20 protein-coding genes are annotated in these 22466 nt (G+C 54.2%); 13 read left to right on the top strand and 7 right to left on the bottom strand.

Annotated elements, in window-relative coordinates; all coding sequences use genetic code 11:
* Nucleotides 1–105: 105 nt before the first annotated feature.
* Nucleotides 106–1635, bottom strand: a complete 1530-nt coding sequence (locus tag K239x_RS18430) for a Do family serine endopeptidase (RefSeq protein WP_145419671.1) — start codon at nt 1633–1635, stop codon at nt 106–108.
* 741 nt (nt 1636–2376) lie between these two features.
* On the opposite strand from K239x_RS18430, the gene K239x_RS18425 reads away from it, so the two are divergent.
* The gene (locus tag K239x_RS18425; RefSeq protein WP_145419670.1) at nt 2377–3741 is read left to right on the top strand and encodes an RNA polymerase sigma factor RpoD/SigA; all 1365 of its coding nucleotides are present in this window, start codon (nt 2377–2379) and stop codon (nt 3739–3741) included.
* Between the two features lie 373 nt (nt 3742–4114).
* Nucleotides 4115–4771: a class I SAM-dependent methyltransferase gene (locus K239x_RS18420; RefSeq protein WP_145419669.1), complete on the top strand. Its 657-nt coding sequence runs from the start codon at nt 4115–4117 to the stop codon at nt 4769–4771.
* 36 nt (nt 4772–4807) lie between these two features.
* On the opposite strand, the gene K239x_RS18415 is transcribed toward K239x_RS18420, so the two are convergent.
* Nucleotides 4808–5779: a DUF1353 domain-containing protein gene (locus K239x_RS18415; RefSeq protein WP_145419668.1), complete on the bottom strand. Its 972-nt coding sequence runs from the start codon at nt 5777–5779 to the stop codon at nt 4808–4810.
* A 912-nt stretch (nt 5780–6691) separates the two neighbouring features.
* A complete protein-coding gene (locus K239x_RS18410; RefSeq protein ID WP_145419667.1) occupies nt 6692–7126 on the bottom strand; it encodes a hypothetical protein in 435 nt (144 codons plus the stop codon).
* Nucleotides 7127–7884: 758 nt separating this feature from the next.
* Between K239x_RS18410 and K239x_RS18405 the strand changes: the two genes are divergently transcribed.
* From K239x_RS18405 to K239x_RS18400, 3 genes are all read left to right on the top strand, one after another.
* Complete coding sequence (locus K239x_RS18405; RefSeq protein WP_145419666.1) at nt 7885–8328, top strand: PIN domain-containing protein; 444 nt, start codon at nt 7885–7887, stop codon at nt 8326–8328.
* Nucleotides 8329–8427: 99 nt separating this feature from the next.
* Complete coding sequence (locus tag K239x_RS28805) at nt 8428–8598, top strand: hypothetical protein (protein WP_419189137.1); 171 nt, start codon at nt 8428–8430, stop codon at nt 8596–8598.
* Between the two features lie 733 nt (nt 8599–9331).
* A complete protein-coding gene (locus K239x_RS18400; protein WP_145419665.1) occupies nt 9332–9997 on the top strand; it encodes a hypothetical protein in 666 nt (221 codons plus the stop codon).
* A gap of 119 nt (nt 9998–10116) precedes the next feature.
* On the opposite strand, the gene K239x_RS18395 is transcribed toward K239x_RS18400, so the two are convergent.
* Nucleotides 10117–11394: a glycosyltransferase family 4 protein gene (locus K239x_RS18395; protein WP_419189136.1), complete on the bottom strand. Its 1278-nt coding sequence runs from the start codon at nt 11392–11394 to the stop codon at nt 10117–10119.
* A 406-nt stretch (nt 11395–11800) separates the two neighbouring features.
* Nucleotides 11801–13012 (bottom strand): FAD-dependent oxidoreductase, encoded by a 1212-nt coding sequence (locus K239x_RS18390; RefSeq protein WP_145419664.1) that lies wholly within the window; start codon nt 13010–13012, stop codon nt 11801–11803.
* A gap of 447 nt (nt 13013–13459) precedes the next feature.
* On the opposite strand from K239x_RS18390, the gene K239x_RS18385 reads away from it, so the two are divergent.
* Both K239x_RS18385 and K239x_RS18380 read left to right on the top strand, forming a co-directional pair.
* Nucleotides 13460–14236 (top strand): YdjY domain-containing protein, encoded by a 777-nt coding sequence (locus K239x_RS18385; protein WP_145419663.1) that lies wholly within the window; start codon nt 13460–13462, stop codon nt 14234–14236.
* Between the two features lie 53 nt (nt 14237–14289).
* The gene (locus tag K239x_RS18380) at nt 14290–15306 is read left to right on the top strand and encodes a WD40 repeat domain-containing protein (RefSeq protein WP_419189135.1); all 1017 of its coding nucleotides are present in this window, start codon (nt 14290–14292) and stop codon (nt 15304–15306) included.
* Between the two features lie 138 nt (nt 15307–15444).
* Here the strand turns inward: K239x_RS18380 and K239x_RS18375 are convergent, their stop codons facing one another.
* Nucleotides 15445–16902, bottom strand: coding sequence for a calcium-binding protein (locus tag K239x_RS18375; protein WP_145419661.1), 1458 nt, complete (start codon nt 16900–16902; stop codon nt 15445–15447).
* 365 nt (nt 16903–17267) lie between these two features.
* Here K239x_RS18375 and K239x_RS18370 point away from each other — a divergent pair, with 365 nt between their 5' ends.
* The 4 genes from K239x_RS18370 to K239x_RS18355 all read left to right on the top strand — a co-directional run bounded on the left by K239x_RS18370 (nt 17268) and on the right by K239x_RS18355 (nt 20500).
* Nucleotides 17268–17834, top strand: coding sequence for a hypothetical protein (locus K239x_RS18370; RefSeq protein ID WP_145419660.1), 567 nt, complete (start codon nt 17268–17270; stop codon nt 17832–17834).
* A gap of 68 nt (nt 17835–17902) precedes the next feature.
* On the top strand, nt 17903–18661 hold the full coding sequence (locus K239x_RS18365; protein WP_145419659.1) for a VIT1/CCC1 transporter family protein: 759 nt from the start codon (nt 17903–17905) through the stop codon (nt 18659–18661).
* Nucleotides 18662–18887: 226 nt separating this feature from the next.
* The gene (locus tag K239x_RS18360; protein ID WP_145419658.1) at nt 18888–19853 is read left to right on the top strand and encodes a universal stress protein; all 966 of its coding nucleotides are present in this window, start codon (nt 18888–18890) and stop codon (nt 19851–19853) included.
* 209 nt (nt 19854–20062) lie between these two features.
* Complete coding sequence (locus K239x_RS18355; protein WP_145419657.1) at nt 20063–20500, top strand: methyltransferase family protein; 438 nt, start codon at nt 20063–20065, stop codon at nt 20498–20500.
* A 99-nt stretch (nt 20501–20599) separates the two neighbouring features.
* On the opposite strand, the gene K239x_RS18350 is transcribed toward K239x_RS18355, so the two are convergent.
* Nucleotides 20600–21088: a hypothetical protein gene (locus tag K239x_RS18350; RefSeq protein WP_419189134.1), complete on the bottom strand. Its 489-nt coding sequence runs from the start codon at nt 21086–21088 to the stop codon at nt 20600–20602.
* A gap of 27 nt (nt 21089–21115) precedes the next feature.
* On the opposite strand from K239x_RS18350, the gene K239x_RS28800 reads away from it, so the two are divergent.
* Nucleotides 21116–21244 (top strand): hypothetical protein, encoded by a 129-nt coding sequence (locus K239x_RS28800; RefSeq protein ID WP_419189133.1) that lies wholly within the window; start codon nt 21116–21118, stop codon nt 21242–21244.
* Nucleotides 21245–21409: 165 nt separating this feature from the next.
* Nucleotides 21410–22462 (top strand): class I fructose-bisphosphate aldolase, encoded by a 1053-nt coding sequence (locus tag K239x_RS18345; protein WP_145419656.1) that lies wholly within the window; start codon nt 21410–21412, stop codon nt 22460–22462.
* Nucleotides 22463–22466: the final 4 nt, after the last annotated feature.

The following is a 22466-nucleotide window of genomic DNA, read 5'->3' as shown; positions in this document are numbered from 1 at the left end:
CGTGATGGAATCAGTGGTCTGATTTTACAAAGAAAGAGAGCAGCCAGCATCCAATCGGATGCTGGCCGCAGTCGGTTCTTGCGTCCTAGCTGGGGAGGGTTCCCATCATCCTTCGATGACGACGAATCGCGATCCTTGCTCGCTGCGAACCAACATGAGAATCGTTCCGTCTTCGTCCGCTTTAACAACCTTGTCAAAGTCTGCCGCCGATTTCACATCCTGTCGGTTGACCTGCGAAACGACCATCCCAGGTTTCAAGCCGGCTCTTTGGGCGCGGCTTCCGTCCTGGACCTGAGTGATCACGACGCCCGATTCTTCTTGGACACCAAGTTGCTTGGCAACATCTGCAGTCAGTGTCGACACTTCGATTCCCAGCGATGACATTTTCATGCCGGACGGAGCCTTCGACTTTCCGTTGCCTGCGAAGTCACTCGGTGCTGCTTCGGGCGCGTAGCTTAGTGTGATCGTTTTGCCATCGCGGACTACTTCGACCGAAACCGGTTTGCCCATCGGCGAACGCTCCACGGCAAGTTGCAATTGTTGCGGCGTGGAGACTTTCGTTTCACCGAACTTGACGATCACGTCGCCCGATTTGAATCCTGTCTTTGCAGCAGGTGTATCGGGGAACACGTTCGTCACCGCGACGCCACCCTTGGGAGCAACGCCCAACTGATTGGCTAAGTCGTAGCCGACCGGTTGAATCGCGACACCTAAGTATGCACGCTGCACGGTTCCGTTGGCGACCAATTGATTGCTAACCCACTGAGCCAAGTTGGACGGCACGGCGAATCCAACGCCGTTGTTGCCGCCGCCACGAGAAGAGATCGCAGTATTGATGCCGATGACTTCACCGTACAAATTCACCAATGGTCCGCCGCTGTTGCCAGGGTTGATCGCGGCATCGGTTTGGATAAAGTTCTCGCGATCGGTGATGCCAATGCCACGGTTCTTTGCACTGACGATGCCCGCAGTCACGGTGCTTTCGAGTCCAAACGGTTGGCCGAGTGCAACGACCCAGTCACCCACGGACGTTGCATCGCTGTTACCGATTTTGGCAGCGGTTAACGACGAATCGCCGTTGATTTTGACAACTGCGATGTCAGTCTTTGGGTCCGTGAAGACTTCGATAGCTTCAAACTCGCGGCCATCTTGAGTTTTCACAATCACTTTCCCGCCGCCTTCGACGACATGGTTATTGGTCAGCACGATCCCGGCTTCCGCGTCGATGATCACGCCCGAGCCGATCCCGCCCTGCGATCGTGGAGATTGTCGCGGAGTCATGCCGGGGTGCATCGGGATCTGACCGCCACGAAACATGTCTTCCAGGGGTGTACCTTTGAATGGATTGGGGACATTCATCGCACCGTCGTCAGGAGATGGTTTGGCGGAATGCCACGAAGTATCAGGACGGTTTTCGATGGCGACAACGGACGGCAGTACGCGATCCGCTACATTGCGAAAGGCCTGCGATAGCGAATTGGCAACGTTCAGTTGTTCTGCCGAAATAGGCGGCGTAACTGGTTTTGCGGGGACGGCATTAATTGCCGGAGTAGCCGCCATTAACAATCCGGCTGCCACCAAAGTCAACGGCGCTGCGAAAAAAGCAGCCCGCTGACTTGTTTTTGAAATCTTCATTTGTGTTACCTTCAAAATAGGCACGAGTAGTTGCAGCGGCAACTCACCGCATTGCTGCACGAGGGTAAAGCACGTGCCGTGCCAGAGACCTGTCGTTTGCAGTTTGCCGTGGTCTGCCTACCGCTTCACTCGCCCGTTCGCAGGCGAGTCACGATCTCAGTGCCCGAGAAAGTTTTTACGGGAATCACAGCGACGAAGATCGCAAAGCCGTCTTCATTCCCCCTGCGAAACCGCGTTCAACCCTCGCGCAAAAATCGAATCGCGATGGTTGGACGTGGGCTATCTTGCGTGGCTGGCAGGTCCGCGCCGCCGGCCCAGAATGTCCCGGCGGGGCAAAATGCCCCAGATCACACCTGCCATCGTTTGCCGAATGAGGCGTCCAATGGACCTGCCGAAGAAAGTTCCGTTCACGCTGCTGACGCTGTCGCTGTTTGTCGTTGCGAGCATCTACGACCATTTACAGGAAAAATCGAACATCGGGACTTAGAAGCATAGGGACTTAGATACGGGCCTTTCGGTACAGACGTTCGCCAAGCCGTTGGTGACTCGACAAGCCTGTTGGCCGATCTTGCACATCTAACCGCGTTTCCACAGTGTCTAAGGGTCTAACGGATGCTGCGTTGATTACCTGCCCGGAGACGGCGAATCGACTGACGCTGCGTGTGATTTCGCCGCTTTGGCACATCTGTTGCATCTTCTGGACAGGGCACTGGTCGAACTCCGTCAAAGAGGCAGCATGCTGTGGTCGCCGAAAACTTTTCCGAAAACTGGTCCAATCATCACGAAGACCAAAACGATTTCGTCAGCCTCTATCTGCAACAGATGGGCCGTACTCCTTTGCTGACTCGCCAGCAAGAACTGGAATATGCCCGCGCGATCGACCGTAGCCGCACGGCGGTTGCTACCAACATGCTACGCATCGATTTTGTCTTTCGTTCGGTCGTGGCGACGCTGCAGAACGTTGCTGACGATCGCCTGCGTCCAGATAGAGTATTGGATTTCGAGCACGGAAACAGTCAAGCCAAGCAACGGGCTCTGGCTGCCCTGCATACCAATTTGCAAACCCTTGCTGGCTTGCAAATTGCGCAACAGCAAGCCATGGCGATTGCGACAGGTCCATCGACGCGGCCAAGGAAGACTAAGCAAGTCGCATTGTCAATGCTGCGTCGCCGCGAGCGTATGGTTCGTCTTGTCAGCGAACTCAACGTGAAGTTTGATTTGATTGAGCAGCAGTTAGCCTCCGTTTTTACCGTTGATCTGCGAGCCAGGAATCTTGCGGGTGGATCAGACGATGCTGCAAATGACGCTTTCGTATCAGACACTTTTCACACGCCGGAAAAGTACCGTCGCCGCGTCAGTCAGGTTTGTCGCGAGTATGAGGGTTACGTTGCCGCCAAGAAACGATTGACCGAAGGCAACCTTCGCTTGGTCGTTTCGGTCGCTAAGAAGTATCGCGGCCGAGGAGTGCAGTTTTTGGATTTGATTCAGGAAGGAAACGCCGGATTGATGCGAGCGGCCGAAAAGTTTGAACATGAACGTGGCTTCAAATTTTCGACGTACGCGACATGGTGGATACGGCAAGCGATTGGTCGCGCGACGGCGACGCAGAGTCGTACCGTGAAACTGCCGCCCCACGCATTGACGGAGACGACGGCGTTTATGCGTTCGGTAGGACAGCTTCGACAGGTTCTGGGGCGTGAGCCGACGACTCGGGAGTTGGCCGAGTCGCTCGGGTTGAGCGAAAAAAAGCTGCGAATTTTGGAGCATTCATCGCGATTGACCATCAGCTTGGACGCTCCCGAAGGGGACGATGAAGAACGCAGCAATATTGTCCATCGCATGACAACCAAAAACAGTTCTGGGATGCACTCGGTCGAGTACTCCGAGATGAAAGGTCGCATCGCCAATGTAATGGCCGAATTGAAGCCCCGCGAACGAGAGGTTCTGATGCTTCGGTTTGGGATCGGCGGCGGAGTGCCTAAGACGCTCGAAGAAGTAGGGAATGAATACGGTGTCTGCCGCGAACGCATTCGGCAAGTTCTTCAAAAGGCTATGCACAAAATCGCAGGCAGCCAGCACGCCGAAGCGTTGCAGAGTCTGGTGTAGCACGCATCTAGCACGCACCAGTATTGAAGCGTCGCGGCCGTGACACGATGCACGCGTTTCCGCGCACACATCGTGTCATTCACATCGGGCGTCGCAGGTGTTTGCGAACCGAGTCAGGTGTCTTCGACATTGCGTCAGCGGATTGGAATTCGACTCACATACTCGTGTGCCGGGCGAGGTGTTCAGCGCAGGTGCTATACAATAGGTGCTGCGCAAAAGTGTTGGCGTGAAAGTAATTGCGCGGGCCGGTCAGATAACAGGCCGCGTTGCTGTGAAATTGCAGCGGCATTTTGCTCACCTCGAATTGCTGCGTCGATGTGATATATAATGAGATTAGACACCGATTTGATTTCCTTAGCCGAGTGAGAAGTCGATGGAAACGAAGCATGACGAAAGCCTGACCCGTCGTTTTTACGATCGAATCAGCCACGTCTATGACGCGATCGCCGATGGGGGCGAACACAAGGCTCGAGAGCGAGGGCTGGAGTTGTTGTCGGTCCAAGCGGGCGAATCGGTGCTGGAAATTGGCTATGGAACCGGGCATTCGATCGTGGCGTTGGCTAAATCAGTCGGTGATTCCGGGCACGTCACCGGCATCGACATTTCGTCCGGAATGCAGCTTGTCGCTCAAAAGCGAGTCGACGATTCCAGCGGCGGCGATCGGGTTGAACTGTTGGTCGGCGAAACGCCGCCGCTGCCAATGAAGGACGACTCATTCGACGTTGTCACACTGAGCTTCACATTGGAATTGTTCCCAATTGCCGGCATCCCGGCCGTGCTGTCCGAGATCCGCCGTGTGCTCAAGCCAAGCGGCCGGCTGGGAATCGTTAGCATGGCGTCGGTCCCAAACGGGGAAGGCGAGAGCGTGCTGGAGACGACGTACAAATGGATGCACACCCATTTTCCTCACATCGTCGACTGCCAGCCCATCGACGCCGAACGATTGGTCACCGAAGCCGGCTTCCAAATTAACAAGAGCGAGCGATTCGATTTGTTTACCATGCCGGTCGCGATCTTAGTGGCGAAGTAGTCAGGCGAATGCGCCGCTGACAGAGAGCGAAGACCGTTACTGGCTGACAAATTCGATCAACTGACCGTTGACTGATACGAACGCCACACTTTTTCCGCCAGTGTCTGGCGCGGCTTGACCTTCGGCGGTTTCGTGGACGAATTGCACGTCAACGCGAAAGCCACCTCGCTGCGGCGTCACGGCGTAGGTGGCGGGGCGTTCTTCGCCCGTTTGAGAAGTGACGTGACTCTGTACGATAGCGATGACTTGCTCTTCGGTTTCGACCGAAAGTTCACGTGGCCCGGAACGCCGTCCGCGTCGCTCGTTTCTTTGCTGGTTCTGCCACCTGTCGGCAAAATCACCGGACACGCTTCTCCGCGATTCGCCGGAGGGCCGGCTTGGATGTGAATGCAACTGGCGGCGGTCATGGCTGCGAATTGTTTCTGCAGACGGGTTCTCTTGGGAGACGTACGTTTCCAGTTCGCTGATTTCTTCTGGTGTGGGCGGCACCGGATCCCGTCGAATTAGCTGAGTATTGCCCGTGCCATCGGAAGCCGATTCCCATCGCGGGCCAAAGTGATAGACGGCGTAGTAGAGCATCTTGGCTTGAGTTTCGTCGACGCCACCGCAGCGGCAGGCATCGTAAAACATGCGATGAACATCTTGCCAAGATTCTGTCATTTGTTCGCAGCCAACATCGTGAACGACCGACGCGTTGCGATAACGTCCCTCGAAGGGACCGCCGATAAACGACCAAAACGCATACGGGATGGAGGCTCCATTGACGGTCGCGCCCGCGGGGGCCGTCCACACGCGATTGCTGCCATCAATGTAGGAAAATGGTTCTCGCAAAATCATGTCGCGTCCGTCCTGCGACCAAACCGCGACGACGTCTCCGTCAAACTTCCCAAACCCCTGAGAGTCGTCGATTGTTTCTTGCGTGCATCCTAGAAACGTCGTGCAGATCAGTGCCGCAACGACGTTCGTCGACAGTGCGGATACGAATCGTCTGGTAGTGGGGGAAGCCATGCTCTCACTCCGTTGTTTACAGGACCATCAATGGATCCTATAGCACGCAAGAAACTGGCCCGGCAATAGAAAGCTGGTCGACCCTCTCTAATGGTGGTCGACTGAGCGTCTGTTTTTATCCGGTTTTGCTCAATTGGAACCTGATCCGGAAATTCACTTCGAGTTTGCGAAGCGGGGAATGCTAGCGAAGCCTCAGGTGAAGCTCGCCTGTCGACAGAGCATTCGAAACTAATTTCAGACGACGTGTCGAAACTGCCATGTTAACGCACTCGCAACGGCAATTGATATCCGTCTGCGATCAATCGTCGTCGTTCAGTCAGGATCTACTCTTCGCTCGTTCGACCTAGCTTGTTGATCAGAGTTGTGATTGCAGCACCCGATTCAGCACCGTGTTCCGTCGACACAACAATCTTTCGCCCATCAGAAATCTTAACGGACGCTTCGACCGACACCTGCCCCTAGCGTTTGACTTCCTTGGTCGTGAAATCAGATGACAGCCTCCAAGGGACCGACACTTGTCGCATGGCTGAATAAAGCGTCATCAAGTGGCCGGAACTGATCATGTAGCGGACTTTTTCCTTGTAGTGAATGCCGCCATCGAAAACGAATAAGGGCTGCTGGGAAAATTCGTCAGCGGTCGCACGATCAAAACGAAGTTGGGGGCGATCACCAACGCGATGGCCATGCCGCTACCCGGGCTTCCGCTTCAGGCAATTTCATCACGCCCTTTAGCAAGGCTGCCGCAGCTGCACCGACTACAAACCACGAAAGAAGAAACGTGCCGATGGAAAGCAAGGTCGAACGCGATGGCATCCGAACAGGACAAGCTGCTTTGATCGAGCTGTATTGAGGTAGGTCTGGGCAAACCGATTAGTTGAGTTCTTCGTTCATGTCAGGAAATCCGCTAGCGGACTACTTCGTGTTTTTATTGTAGGACTCTGGGTTACGAACGATGTAGTCGCAGTGCGTCAGGATTTGATTGATTACGATCTCGGCATCGCCATCAAAACTGCTTCGCAGCTTGAATGCTTTGCCGCCGGATGGCTCGATCGTGAGAAACGTCTGGGGCTCTGACACGCGGCTCGGACAGAATCGGCCAACCAAGACTTTGTCGATCTCGCCCCATAGAAACGAAGTCTCCGTTTTTTTGGTGATGTACTTCAGTCCTGCATCCGTAGCTTCTGTGCCGTACTGTTTCGAGAGCTTTTTCAAAAGCAGAATCGTGAGTCCAAACAGGATCAAGCCTCCACCAAGGATGCTGAATACGACAAGACTGGACGCTACTTCACCGGGCCTTGCATCGGGAATCCAAAAGCCACCCGCGATCGTCGCGATTCCAAATAGCACACAGGGGATTCCGATTAGCTTGTCGGATCAGCTGTTGCTGCGCTGCGTCCAACAGCTGCCGATAACCTGACCTGCAGCTTTGCTGGTCGCCGAATCGGAGCCCGCTGAAACGACGGGAACGCCTTCGTCGTGCTCAGGCGACATCGAGTACGCTTTCACTGGGTTACCTTTGGAATGGAACTTGACGTTGAAGGTTAATTCGCCATTGCAAAGCGGAACTCCGTTTTGTCCGTTTCGCTCGCCTCCCTCCATTGCTGGAGGTCCGGTTGTACGGGTTTTCCCGGATCCGGCTGCTAAGAAGATCCGTGAAAAAGAGATGCCATTGTTCACGCATTCACAAGCTGGCTTTTCTCCCGAGAGCCAGCAGCGGGGCAACGGGCAATCAGACGTTCAAGAGCCGTCGGAACCAACGTAAGGAAGAAAGACACCAGGCACTGATTTGGGCTATATCAATTGGGGCCGCTTAACGAAATGCATGAGTGTTTGACCGTTGCGAAACCGAAAGGCAATGCCAATGAACGAGCGGTTCTCGAAACAGCAGCTGAAGCCGATCCCTGTTACGATCGGACAAGAAAAGGAGACGGGCCTCCAATCCGGACAAAGAAGCCTGATCCCCTTTGATCATCTGACTCATTTCATTTTTAGGCCCGACCCATCTGCCTTTGCCGGGCGATTTTCATGCAGGTTTCGGTGATTTGGTGGAACCTCTACGAACGCTAGAATTTCGGTCTAGTGTCCAACTGAAGATCTGAATTGTCATGCGTTTTTTGCTAGATACTAAGATTCTCATTCCAGCAGAGCCCACCAGTATTGCCGATGTGGTGCCGACTACCCCTGTCATGACTCAGTTGATTGGACTTTTGTCGGCAGCGAAATTCTCTGCGTACATTCACCCTTCGTCCGTTCGGGAATTGCTAGGCGATCGCGATGAGACGCGACGTGAATGGCGCCAACAGCTTCTTGCCAAATACGAAACCCTCCCGTTGCCGCCTGCTGTTCCGCAAACATTGTACAACCGGCTAGGTGCTCCTCAGCCAGGGACAAACAACTCGGTTGACTACGAGTTGATCGCCGCAGTAGAGCGAAATGCTGTTAACTATTTGGTTACAAATGACGATCGCATGCACAAGAAGCTAGGGCGAATCCAACTCGGGCGCGGGGGCTCTTTCCTGCTGACGCAATTGCATTGGTTCGTGGACTGACACCGCAAGATGTTTCACCTCCTCGAGCGGTCCGTCTGGGCCTTTGCCACGAACTGAATTGCGAAGATGAAATATTTAACTCCCTGAAGTTGGATTGCGATGGCTTCGCTGCTGGCAATCAACGGCGGATCCCTGGCGACAATCCAGTCCGCCGACGAAACGACTTTGTGCGGATCGTCAGTCAACGCCTACATCAAGCTAACGGACCAACAAAGTCGTTCCGTCACCATCGGCTCTCGCGCTTATGAGCGTCTTGATGCTGACCGCTAGTCAATCGGAACCGCTTGTTTCAATTTCGCAATGAACACAGCGCCCATGCAGTGGTTTAATACAAACAAGTAATCTTCAGCAAGAAACGTCACGCTAGGCAAGTCCCTGTGTTTCGGAATCAGTCAGTTAAGTAGAAAGCTGGCAACGTAGACAAATCAAACGCCGCTATCGTCGAGAGAGACAGTGGCATTTCTTTCTGAAATGCAAGTGAAAGGCCGCACCGGCTGATTGAAGACAGGGCATCGGTGCGCACTCCGTCAACCAGACCCTCGGTGTAACCGTTCGATAGGCAACCCAGCTTCGATTGCCCACCGACTGTCTCAGTGTGACGAGGGCGAATCGAACGTTATACTCTCGCGAATTTGGCTGCGAATTCGCGTGAAATAGTCGAAGCATCGATGCACTGGATCGACAACGCAATCCGCAAACAAGCTGCGTTGTTTACGTTGGCTTTGTCGAAATCGCGACTTTGGATTGCACGTACGCGCTGAGTTTCACGACATTAAGGAACTATGTTTGTTGAAAGATGATGCAGGACGAGATTCAGTCTGCACGTTGACTGTCCTTTGCAGTCCACGAACAATGCGCTCGCTTGAACGGATACCAACGAAATCTGTTGGCGGTGGTTGCGAACACGTTTTGTCGATCGCTGCTTTTGCTCTTCACATGGCGTCTAGTTCATTGCTTGCGGCTGCTTGACCAAGCAGTGCTCTTTCCCCCTTGGACATTGAACATGCGAATTCGACTACTGTTGGCTGCTGGCGTGCTGATGACTGCGAGCGAAGTGTTGGCGCAGTCTGCGTGCGGCCCGGCTTGCCACGCAAATCATGGTGGGCACATGGGGGAAGGCTTTGGTGAGCCCGATGGTATGCCGCCTAACGTTTCCGGCGGATTCAGGCGACAGACTGACCGCCAATCACTGGCGTATCCCTCGCCCAGTCCTCGCGATACGCGCAACTACCGCGGGAGGCAAAGTGGTTACTCCGCGTACAACAGTCCGCAATCACGCGAGCACCGGATGATGCAGAATCCGAACTTCGGCGTTTACGATCAACCGCCACGTTTGTATGGGGATGCGCAGCGGCAAGACCACGGGCACGCACATCGAGGTGCCTGCCGCGATATGCACGGCCACTCCAGCGGCAGCATGACCAGAAACCGCAACCGCGGTGGAGCAGAGCGGTCTTACGAAATTCCACGCGGACGCGGGAGTTTGCCGCCCAACGATCAATCCTTTCCAAACGACCTGCAGCCGATGGAACAACCATCGTTGCCATCGCCGTTTCCGATGCAGTCACGTGTCCAACGAAATCGCGTCCCTTACTCGCCACCGACCGCATCGCGATCCGAAAGGCTGCGAAACGTGCCGATGAATGGTGAGCGCTATCTGAATATCTGATTCCGCAGCGCGATTGCTTTCTCTAGCTCGCACTGTCTCGGGTGATGGCAGTGCGGGCTCTTGGGTGATTGTCGGTCCGTTCGGACGTGCTGCATGGCCCGGCGCCGCTCGGCAGCTAACTAGCGTTTGTCAGAAAGAAGTTTGTCGTAGACTTTGGCAGTTCCGCTGGCCATCGCGGTGTCGCTAAACTCCGCTGCGTGTCGGCGAAACGCTGCTTCGGACAGGGTTGTCCAATCGTACTTGCCTGTCGCAAGTTCTCGGATTCTCAAAGAGAGACTGCCCGCATCATTCGGTTCTGCCAGCAGACCTTCGACGCCGTCGGTGATCGCTTCGGGAGTTCCTTCAACACGCGTGGCGATGACCGGAACGGCCGCAGCCATGGATTCCAACACAACCATCGGGAGTCCTTCGCCGAAGAGGCTTGGCAATACCATGGCATCCAGCTTTGACAACTCCGCAGGCACATCGTCGACAAATCCGACTCGCTCGATACGGTCCTGAATACCTAGGCGTTGGATCTGTTCGTTAACGATCGATTCGTAGCCGCTGGTTTCAAACGGACCAATGATCCGCAGTTTGACATTTAGGTCTTTCAGTTCTGCGATCGCGTCCAGCGCAACGTCCAAGCCTTTTCGCGGACGCATCAACGCGATCATCCCGATCACCCATTCACCATTGGGTTGTGGGGTGGCGGTACGGGCCGGACGTATTTCGGGAACTCCGTTGTGAACGACTGTGACTTTGTGTTCAGCAAAGCCATTGTGAATGCAATCGTCGCGCAGACTATGCGAGACCGTGATCAAGTGCGAGCAATTCGACAGCGACAGTTTCTCGGTCCAGGCATTAATCTGATTTGCCAGCGGTCGTGCCGAATCACGAGCGGTGGGACTGTGAACGTGATAGACCCACGGGATACCCAGCATGCGTGATGCCACCGATGTGATCATGGCGGTGCGAGGAGTATGCGCGTGAAGAAGATCGTAGTTTTCGGTTTGAACTAATTTCTTCAGTTGTAGGACCGGGCGAAGATCAAATCGCTTGGTCATCTCCGTATCGAAGCAACGTCCCCACTGTCCCTTGTTGGCGTGAACCATTTCGGAAAAGCTGCCTGGTTTGACGCATGCAAAGTCCGCTGCGACGCCAAATCGCGGCAAGCAGCGACCAAGGTGCGATTGCACCCGTTCCGCACCCGAGAAGTGCTCGCCGTTGACGACATGCAAGACTCTGGTAGTGATCTTGACCGGCTGTTTTGGCAACGCGTCGTCCGGAGTTGCGTCGGAAGTCGCCAAACACGAATCGTCGGTTGGGGCAGCGATGCCTGATTCCAAATCTTGCATCGATTCGGGAAGAACGATGGTATTGTTGCCGGACATTTTGGTAGATAGCTGAGGTGTCATAGAGGTTCCTGTCTTGCACATTGGTGCGCCCTGAGAAACGGTATGGCGCTCGCAATGCCAAAGCTTGCCTCATGTATCGACAACGGGCGTACACCAATTCGCAGCAGGACAATTGTCTCTGGGCGGCCTAATCGATTGTGTCGCTTGTATGAGATTGGCACCGGCCGATCAGCGGCCAAGCAACCTGTCCGGGTGGTCAGAAAGATGGGGGGGCTTTCCTCGGGCAAAGTTACTTTTTGAATCGGAGCCAACTGTCAGCGGGACGGTGCGAGCTGTCCGGTGCGTCAGGGACCAGATGGCTTGCGCCATTCCGCTAAAGGCGAACGAACCCTTTGTCGTCAAAAAGAGATTCGGCCTAGTGCTTTCTGATCCAGAGAACAGACACCACGCATGAGAGAGAGCATTCTCAGTCGTTTCGTGTTACTCGCTCCGAGCGGATGCCGATACCGATCATGCGTGCAGCAAGTCCAGGGATGATGGGACGACCGAGCCAGAGTAGGAGTCGGAAAACCTTTTCCAGTCCAAATCGCGGACGACCACCCACGAGATATCGGTGAGCGACGACCTGCATGCGCTGGGTGACTTTAGTTGGCCACATTCGGCGCCGTTGGACGGCTTGCAAGTCGTCGTTTTGGACATTCCCGGCGACAAGTTTTGCGGACAACAGATTGGCAGTGGCAACCGCATCCTGAATCGCCAAATTGATGCCAACTCCGCCAGCGGGAGACATCGCGTGGGCAGCGTCGCCGATACACAGCAAACCTGGGCGATGCCACTTGTCCAGACGATTGATCTGCACTGTGAGTAGCTTGATCTGATCCCAACTTTCAATCGAATGAACTTGAGATCGCAAATCAGGAACGATGCCAACGATTCGCTCGCGAAACGCATCTAGCCCTTGGTCGCGGATCGCATCAAAGTTTCCTTTGGGGATCAAAACGCCAGCTTGGATGTACTGCCCGCGATCGATCGTGACCATCATATTGTCGTTCCGGATGTGACCGAGTAGATGGGCCGTGTTTGATTCGGGCCTGCCAATCCGGAACCAAAGCACATCGATCGGTACACCGAATTCGCGCATTGGCAATTGCGAAGCTTCGCGAACGATCGAACGCCGCCCGTCAGCTGCAATGATCAACGAAGCGTTTACTTTCAATTCACCATGATCGGTCTTGGTGACCACGCCGGAGACTCGCTCCGACGACTGCGTCAAACCGACGACCTCCGTGTTCATTCGCAATCGAAAGTTAGGATGCCGTGACGCGTGTGATTCCAACAAGCTTAAAAAATCCCACTGCGGGATCATCGCGATGAATGGGCACTTGGTCGAAAGCGCCGTGAAGTCGGGGCCGACGAATTCTTGCCCATTGAATTCCACGGACAGCGTTGGCAATCGTTGCGGGTTGAGAGCCAGAAAGTCATCCAGCATTCCCAGGTCGCTCAGGATCTCGGTCGTCGAAGGATGGATCGTGTCGCCACGAAAGTCACGCAGAAAATCGCCGTGTTTTTCCAAAACGGTAACATCGACACCGGCGCGAGCCAGCAGCAGCCCGAGCATCATCCCAGCGGGACCACCACCGACGATGCAGCAATTCGTTTCGATGGTTTGGTTTGACATTGCAGAACTTTTTCGGTGCTCTTCGGACCTGAGAGCCAGACTCTCCCAGAGCAAGTGTGGATGGTGAATCGTGCTCGTTGACTCGTAATCGAATCGCTTCTACCTCCGTTGTAGCTTAGCCTGGTTCGGCAACAAGAGCGTGAAGAGAGACTTCCGGCAGCATGATCCGTTTTGGGCCCAAGGATTTGCTGCGGCTACTTAGGAGCCTTCACGGTCCGATTCGATCACTTACTCAGAACGTCACCTCGCTGTTTTCCGGCGGACTAGAAAAACCACTTTGTCGGTCACGACGTGGTGGATGCGCATGGCGTGACTTCACACCTTGAAAACGAGTTGCCGGGAAGTTCCAATTGGTGGGTCCTTCCTTCGTGGCGGCACCGTTCGCATGCCGAATCTCTCTGTCGCCAACGACCATCTCTACTTAAACCTCACTCGGCTAACTTTAAGATGAAAAGTCATTTTCGTATCAATCCGCTGCCAACCGCAGCTTTGTCCTCCGCCCTTGCGATTGCAATGTTGGTTGCGTCGCCGTTGGCTGTGCGTGGCGAGTCGTTTGACGAAACCAAATTGCCTGAATCCGGCAACGTGACGATTGACAAAAAGAAGCGTGAGTTAGTGTTGTCGGCCAAAGTGCAGTTTCCTGAAGGTAAACCTTGCATCAATGAATTTGGTCAGCGTATTCAAGCGTTTGCAGGCTGTGCGACGGCAGCTGGCGGCGACGCAAAGATGGCCGGATACTTTGTTTTTCTAGTTGACGTGGATACCGAAAAAGTTTTCGATGGCTTGATCACACTGGGGTGTCGACCACGTGTTCATTACAGCATTTTGGACGGACGAAAACGCAGCGGATTGGACAACGAAACAACTGAGGCCGACTATCTGCAAGGCGACCCGGTCGTCCTGTCAGTCTTTTGGAAAGACGCGTCCGGAAAATGGGTCGAAAAAGCCTACCAGCACTTCGCCACCGAACAGGTCACCGTCAACGAAAAAACGATCGTGAAGCCGTGGACGCCTCACTTTGTTTTTCATGGCAGTGGCGCGATCCACCAATCCGGAACCGGCTGCATTGCTTGCCCATGTGATTGTCCCGGCGGCATTATTGCCGACAACCGCTTTCCGATCTACGATCCCAAACCTGTCGTTCGGTTTGACATGTCCAAGGCGCCACCGGCAGGGACTCAGGTCTATGTCCGTATCCGTCCGATCACGTCCAGTGGTCAGTAGGTCCAGTGACAAGTCGACCGAATTGGATGTTTCGATTAGTGAACTCACGTGGGATGTCCGTCGCAATCGAATTGCGACGGACCGTTCTATTGACAGTTGTGCTGTGTGCGATTGTCGCTGGAGCCAATGCAGCCAGCGGGCAGTTGGCCGGGCAAATCACGTCTCAGCGTTGGACGGACCAACCGACGGAGTTGCCCGGGCACGACGAGTATGTCTACACGGTGGCTTTCTCGGGTGATGGTTCCCGACGGGTCACCGCCGCCGGTGACAACCAAGTCGTGATCTGGGATGTCAATCAAGGCAAAGTACTACAAGACTTCAAGCATGATTCGACGTTTTATGCGGCCGACATCACAGCGGACGGGCAATTGGTCGCCGGCGCGACCGGTGACGGACAGGTGTTGCTATGGAACGCCACTAGCGGCAAACGGATTGCATCGAGCGCGGCGCATCAGGATGCTGTTTACAGCGTTGCTTTTTCGCCTGACGGCAAGCAGTTAGCTAGTGTCGGCGGCAAAACAGGAAGCGACCCTGGGGATTGTGTTTGCCGATTGTTCAGCGTGCCGGACATGAAGTTGATTCGCGAGTTTTCTGGGCACGACCGGCAAGTCTACGGAGTCACGTTTTCGCCCGATGGCACACAGCTAGCGACCAGCAGCGGCGACAAGACCATCCGGATTTGGAATGTCGCGTCGGGTGACTTCACCGTCTTGCGTGGGCACACCAGTGACGTTTACCGCTGCAAATATTCGGCTGACGGAAAATGGCTTGCCTCGTCTAGCCAAGACGGGACAGTGCGAGTGTGGTCGATCGCAAATCAAGCGGAGATCAAAGCACTTGTATCGAAACGCAAAGAGCCTGTTTATGCGGTCGACTTTAGTTCCGATGGGCAATGGCTGTGTGCGGTCGGAGATGATTTTCAATTGCGAATCTGGAGTACCGACGATTACGAATTGGAGTATCGACAGCGGATCGCCGATCGAGCTTTGTATGCCGTCACGGTCACAAAAGATCAAAGCATCGTCGTCGCTGGTGAAGACGGATTGTTGTACACCGTCGGCCGACGCTAACGGCGGCCCATGATTGACAGACGCGTTCCGCTGGACCGCACTAACGAGAATCAGGCCAGAGACCGTGGACAACGGAATCTGGCCTGCAATCTCGATTGTCTGATTTGCTTGGCGAACTCTGTCGCGAATTGAAGCAAATTAGCTTAGCGATGCAAAGAAGTCGTCCAGAACGTCAAAGCGTGCCGACATACGAGTGCGTACTTCGCTCGGGCTTTCGCTGTTGTAACGCCAGCCATTGTCGGTCATGATTTTGGCTGCGATCGAGGTGGCAAAATCTTCTTTTGGATTCATCGTTCCATACTCTCTGGCAAATTTGTCTGCTGAGTCGGCTTTGAAGAACCAGCGATCATAGTTGGTGTCGACAGCTTGGACGTAGCCGTTGGCGATCAGTGCCGATTCGCGTTGATACCATTTGCGGTAAGTCCAGGTTCCTACATCCAGAAACTCATCGACGAATGCGTTCTCTTCGGTAGTATCAAAGTTGTGTCCGACTTCATGAATCACCGTTTGGTAGAGCCTGCTCGCTTGCCAGGTGGCATTGTCTAGGATGATGATGCCGTCGCCGCCGTTCCAGCCGAGCACGCTGGTGTTTAGGGCACCGCTGGAGTCGGAGAGAGTGGAGTAGCGGACGAAGTCCAGTTCTGATCCGTCATGTTTTTGCAGCAGGCGATTGTTGTCGGTTGCGTCGAACAGCATTTCCAGTGATCTGTCAACGCTCTCGAGATCAGTATCGTTCCAGGTCGCAGGTGCAGCGGTGACCGTGCCTATATTGCTGGCCAGATTGACGTCGGTGCTGACGAACGTGTCCTGGAAATTAATTCGGACATCATCGACGGCGTTTATATCCAAGACGGTATCGTTGTCACCTACTCCGATCAAAAAGCGATCGTCGCCGGTGCCCGAGTGAAGTTGATCGGGCCCGTTGCCACCAATCAAGGCATCGTTGTCATCACCGCCGTAGAGGTAGTCCAAATGATTGCCACCAATGAGCCGGTCGTCGCCCCTGTGACCGTATAGTCGGTCTCGCTGATTGCCGCCGCGAAGAAGATCGTCGCCACGTCCGCCGTACAAGTAGTCCGCACCGTCTTGGCCGTTGATTTGGTCATCGCCGTCACGACCGAACAGATAGTCTCGGCTGTCACCGCCGAAAATGCGGTCGTTGACCGATCCACCATACAAGCGGTCCGGTCCGTCGCCGCCCACAATACGCGATTCCAAATCAGTCTGGTTGTCGACGAAGTTGGCACCGTTGCCGGTATTGATTACAAGGTCGTCGACTTCAGAGGGCAGAAAGTGCCGGACCTGGACCATGTTCTTGGTCGAATCAGAAACCCGTACTTGCAACCGTTGGCTCTGTTGAAATTGAATCACCGGACTGAGGTTTGGATTCACATTCTTCATCGGCAAGTTGACGTAGCGTACCGTGATTTGATCGTCCAGGTCGTCGCCGTTGATCTGCAATGTGTCGCCAATCAGTTCGATGTCCGCGGCCATCAGTTGACGGGCAGCCAAGTTCTGGATCCGCAGGGAACGGTTCACTCGGCGGCGGGACGTGCGTTTGTCTGATGCGTTGGTTGTTTTGATTGACTGTGACATGGTTTGGCTCGCGGCGTTGGATTGGCAGTTGGTTGACTCACTGAAAAACCAAGCGAGCGGTCGAGCCGGATGTTACTGAATAAACCAAAAAGTTCGTAAAGGCCGCGGTTTGCGGGCAACTCGTGACCGTTTGCGATCGTTAGACTTCGTGTGCAAACGAGGCGACAGACACCTGGCACGCGGACGGTTCGATCATCTGCTCTGATTCGTCGTGGCACGCAGCGGTGGCCGATATCGCACGCTTGGCTGGCCAATTGTGCAGATGGGCTCAAGTTCGCAGCGGTGCGTTAACGGAACGCTGCTTGCAGGACTGTGTCAGGGACAAATCGCGACACATTTCTTCCTTCTCATCACCGGCAATACAGATGTCTGATCAAGATTCGCTGCACCGACGGGGCATGGCGTTAGAGGACGAGTTTTTTCGCCGAGTTGATGAAAAGCTAGGCGAAGATCTACGTCGCAAGCTGAAACGTGACAAAGATCGCGAGCGTCTGGCGGCGGCAACGATTTTTAAGGACGACGAACTGCTTGATCATTTGCTGGATGCCGGTTTGGACGCTTCGACGATGGCAGCGTTTTCGCTGGTGCCTCTGCTTTTTGTCGCTTGGGCGGACGGCACGGTAACGGTCAAAGAACGTCAGCTGCTCTTGAGCGAAGCGCTGCACCGCGGCATCAAGGAGCAACCTCGTGCGTTTGCATTGCTCGAAAACTGGCTCCATCACCGACCGCCAAACTCTTTGTGGAATCTCTGGCTGGAGTATGCAACGGCCGTCAAGACGCACGTCAATCCGCAGCTCGGCGTGATTCTGGGTGATTCGATTGTCTACAGTGCCATGAAGATCGCGGATGCTTCGCGCTCGGGTCTGATTCACCGAAAGGTCAGCAAAGCAGAACAAGCGGTCATCGATGAGATCCGTGCAACCGTCTATTAGATGGATATGCAAACGCCGGCCAATCGAGATGACACGACGCCCTCTCCTTTTTGAAATACGAAACACGAATGAGTTTGGACCCTAAAGCACTTGCCGAAGACCATTCACCGCAACGAGTGCAACTGCGGCTGGAGAAGGATAAACAAGTTAGCTATCTGCCGGATTTTGTTTATGGCGCGATCGACGGAACCGTAACAACGTTTGCCGTCGTGTCTGGCGTCGCGGGGGCGGGATTGTCATCGAACGTGGTGATCATTCTGGGGTTTGCAAATCTGATTGGCGATGGATTCAGTATGGCGGCGAGCAACTATTTGGGAACACGTACCGAAAGCCAGTTGCACGCCAAAGCCAGAGACCGCGAATCAGACGAAATTGACGCCTATCCCGAAGGCGAGCGGGAAGAAGTACGGCAAATCTTTGCGGCAAAAGGATTTGAAGGAGCCGAGTTGGAGCGCGCCGTCGAGATCATTTCTGCCGACAAAGACAGGTGGATCAATACGATGTTGACGGACGAGATGGGCCTCAGTTTGACGGTGCGTTCTCCGATACGAGCAGCCACGGCCACCATGGTTGCGTTCTTGATCGTGGGGCTGATACCGCTGCTGTCGTTTGTCTGGCAGACCGTCACCGTCAATGCCGATTTTGACCCTTACTGGTGGAGTGCGTTGTTGACAGCGATCGCCTTTTTTGCCGTCGGAGCAGCGAAGTCAAAGTTTGTCCAACAGCATTGGTCCTGGTCAGGTTTGGAAACACTGCTGGTCGGTGGGGCGGCCGCAAGTCTGGCATATTTCGTGGGCATGGCACTTAGCAGCCTGCTAGCCAGCTAAGAGGTGGCGGGGACGGCGCGTGGATGATTGCACGGCCTGCGGGATGTGATGCCGAATCCGTCTGGCGTGACGGACTGGCGTGCTTTAGTGGCTTGGTACTCGTGCGAACTAGCACGATTTGATTTGGAATGCTTTCCGTAGAATCAAATGATTGCTTGGCACTGGTTTTGCACCAACAACATTGCGACTAGTCGCTCTTTCAGCACCAGAAAAACGGAAAACTACCATGCGAGTTTTATTGGCCAATGACGCTTCGCCACACAGCCATGCCGCGGAGGAGTATTTGTTGGCGTTGCCATTTCGCAAGCCTCTGGATTTAACCATCGTCGCGGCAATTGCTCCTCCCGCGATGGCGAATGTGTGGATTGGTAGTTTGCCCATGGACCTGAGTACGTTCATCGATGAAGAAAGACGGGCAACTCAGGCACGCGTTGACAAGGTGGCCACCCATTTTCGCGACGGCGCTCGAGGGAGTTCGTTGCAAGCGGTCCACACGCAAGTCCCGGTCGGTCCGCCGGCAAGTGAATTGATTCGTCTTGCTGATGAAACGGATAGCGATTTGATTGTGCTGGGAGCCGTTGGGCACACGGCTCTTGATCGCGTGCTATTGGGGAGTACTTCGGATTACGTGGCGACTCATAGTGATGTGACAACCCTGGTGGTTCGTCCAGAGCGAGATTCAGACGTGCCACCCTCGCTAGACAAAATCGTGCTTGCGTTGTCGGGCAGTCCCGAGGATCAGCGGATGGTCGATTGGCTAAAGCAAATGCATCTGCGACCAAGCGTCGAAGTTCACTTGGTTCGTGTTTTGCCATTGATCACTTTTTACGAACAAGACATTCGGCAGAAAGCCACCGAATCGTGGGCTCAGTATGTCCAGGAAGCTCAACAGCAAATCTTGGACTTGGAAACTCAGCTTCAATCAATGGATTTGAATACAGAAACTCATCTGGTCGAAAGCGATCATGTTGGCGAGGCACTGATCGAATACGCTGAGACACACGGGTGCGACATGATTGTCACGGGCGATAGTGACAGTGGTTTGCTGACGCGTCTGTTTTTGGGCAGCACATCGCGATACGTTCTGCGTCACGCAAACTGTAGTGTGTTGATCATTCGCGACAAGGAAGAGCGTGCCAATGCAAAGCACGAGGCCGCTGAACAGCTCAGGAAATCTCGTCTAGTGGTTTGACAGCGACAGCGGCCTATGAGATCACGCTATGATCCTGCCTGCCGCAGGGCAAATCACTTTGCGAAACCGGGGCAACGCTTAGCGGAACGGCGCCAGCCGTCCGGTGCGTCAAAGGCCGGATGGTTTGCGCCATTCCGCTGAAAACAGACCTGCTGCCTTCAAAACGTGATTCGCCCTCAACGTGACTACTTAAGAATAAATTGAGTTCGATGTATCACCGGTTTCTGATCACTGCTCAGTTTGTTTTGTCAGCGGCGTTGGTCATGTCAACCGAGTGGTTGCCGTTCCCAACCGGTGTGGCATTGCTTTCGATCCCTGGAATCGCGTTCGCTTTTTGGTCTTGGTTCACGATCGGAATTCGGCGGTTACGCGTCCAGCCAAATACGACGGAGCACACGCAGTTGGTTCGCTGCGGACCCTACGGGATCGTTCGTCATCCGATGTACTTAGGGTTGCTTTGGTTTACCGCAGCGTTGCTCATCGTCCCGCTAGTTTGGTGGAGAGTGTTGCTGTGGTTTGGTTTGCTACTGGTTTTGATTGGCAAGAAACGTGAAGAAGAAGCGTCGATGTTTGCGCGCTTTTCCGAATACAGGACGTACGCCCAGCAGGTCGGCGGACTGATCCCTCGGATGCGTCCAAGATCATAATGAAAAGGCAGCGGTTTCATTCGCTATTCCTTGTGTGGTGATGCTCACGCCAGTCACGACAGAAGGAATGGCAATGTGGCGATCGAATGCTCAGGCTACTTAGCGAGGCTTGGTCTGGTCGATTGCATCGGGTGCCGTCACCGGCCTGGCATTCGGCGATAAATCGAGCGTTACATCCGGTTTTCGCAGCGATTGATGGCAGCGAATACAGCTGACTGTGAGGTGATTGTATGCCAGTGCGACACCGTCAACGTTTTGGTTCTTTGCATGTCGAATGACTTCGTCGGTCACGCGCTCGAACGAACGTAAGTGAAGGCGATAGTTCTTGTTGCGACTTCTCGCAAACCCTTCGACCTTGTTTAGCACTCGCATTTGTTGAGCGCTGGTTTCAATCAGTTTGAAATCACTTAGCGCAAGGCCCTTCAGAATGCCGGACGAGTAGTCGAGCTTCTTTTGCATCCAAAAGTCGAGCGGGCGTTCGTCCACAGCGGTTTCTTCGATTTTGTCAACGCGATCGACTGCTGGCACTTGTGCGACCAAGACGGGGATGGCAGCAAAGAAAGCAGTAGTAAGGATGATCCAGCGCATTTGTAGTTCTCCGTAACGAAGTGAGGGATGGAAGCGAAATTCCGACCATTTGATAGTGGCAAACTGTACGGCAAACCCCATGCCGTGATGGATGAAAGAAATGCCGACACAATCAAGGTAGTGTTTGCTGGAAATTTGCGAATCAATGCAACGTAGGGTTTGTGCATGTGCCATCTGATGAGACTATTTGACCCCTGCGATAGCGTATTCGTGCATCGACGCACGGTTGCGAGTGATTTGAACTGCATTTGTAATTGGACCGTTAGTTGCAGTTTCCATTGGCGAGTCTTTCTGACGTTTTTCCGACGTGTGAGCAAACCAATGAACGAAACGATCTCCGAACTACTTGGAACCGCAGCAGCTGAATTGTTGCAGCACGAATGCAAAACCATTGATCGCAAACGTTTGCATGTTCCAGGCCCTGATTACTTAGAACGAGTCGTTTGCGGCAGTGATCGCAATCAACGTGTCATCAACAATCTGGCACGACTGTTTGGGCACGGTCGCTTGGCTGGAACCGGGTACGTATCGATCCTACCTGTCGATCAAGGAATTGAGCATTCAGCGGGCGCTTCGTTTGCTCCCAATCCCGACTACTTTGATCCTGAGAACATCGTGCGTTTGGCAATGGAAGGCGGATGCAATGCCGTCGCGTCAACGTTTGGAGTGCTAGGAGCTGTATCGCGAAAGTACGCACACCGGATCCCGTTTCTGGTGAAGATCAACCACAATGAATTGCTGAGTTATCCAAACTCCTACGATCAGATTCTTTTTGGAAGTGTGCAGCGTGCGTTCGATATGGGGGCCGCTGCGGTGGGGGCGACGATATATTTTGGGTCAGAGCAATCTCGCCGCCAGATCGTCGAAGTCGCCGCCGCGTTTGAGCGAGCTCACGAATTGGGGATGGCGACGGTATTGTGGTGTTACTTGCGAAATTCCGCTTTCAAAAAGGACAAGGACTATCACGCATCAGCCGATTTGACCGGACAGGCAAACCACCTCGGCGTGACGATTCAAGCAGACATCATCAAGCAGAAATTGCCCGTCGGAAATGGCGGCTTCAATGCGATCGAATTTGGGAAAACTTCGCCGTTGGTTTACGAGAAATTGACGTCGGATCATCCCATTGACCTGTGCCGCTATCAAGTTGCGAACTGCTACATGGGCCGCGTTGGACTAATCAATTCGGGTGGCGCTTCGTCGGGAGCATCCGATTTGGCCGAGGCTGTAAAAACGGCAGTAATCAACAAGCGCGCCGGCGGCACAGGCCTTATCTCTGGACGGAAAGCCTTTCAGCGACCGATGGCCGAAGGAGTCGAGTTGCTCCATCGCATCCAAGACGTGTATTTGGACCCGTCCATCACACTGGCATGATGTC

The organism is Stieleria marina (genome assembly GCA_007741555.1).
GTDB lineage: Bacteria > Planctomycetota > Planctomycetia > Pirellulales > Pirellulaceae > K23-9.
Note: the sequence above shows the minus strand (reverse complement) of the source record. Positions and strands in the feature narration are given on the sequence as shown.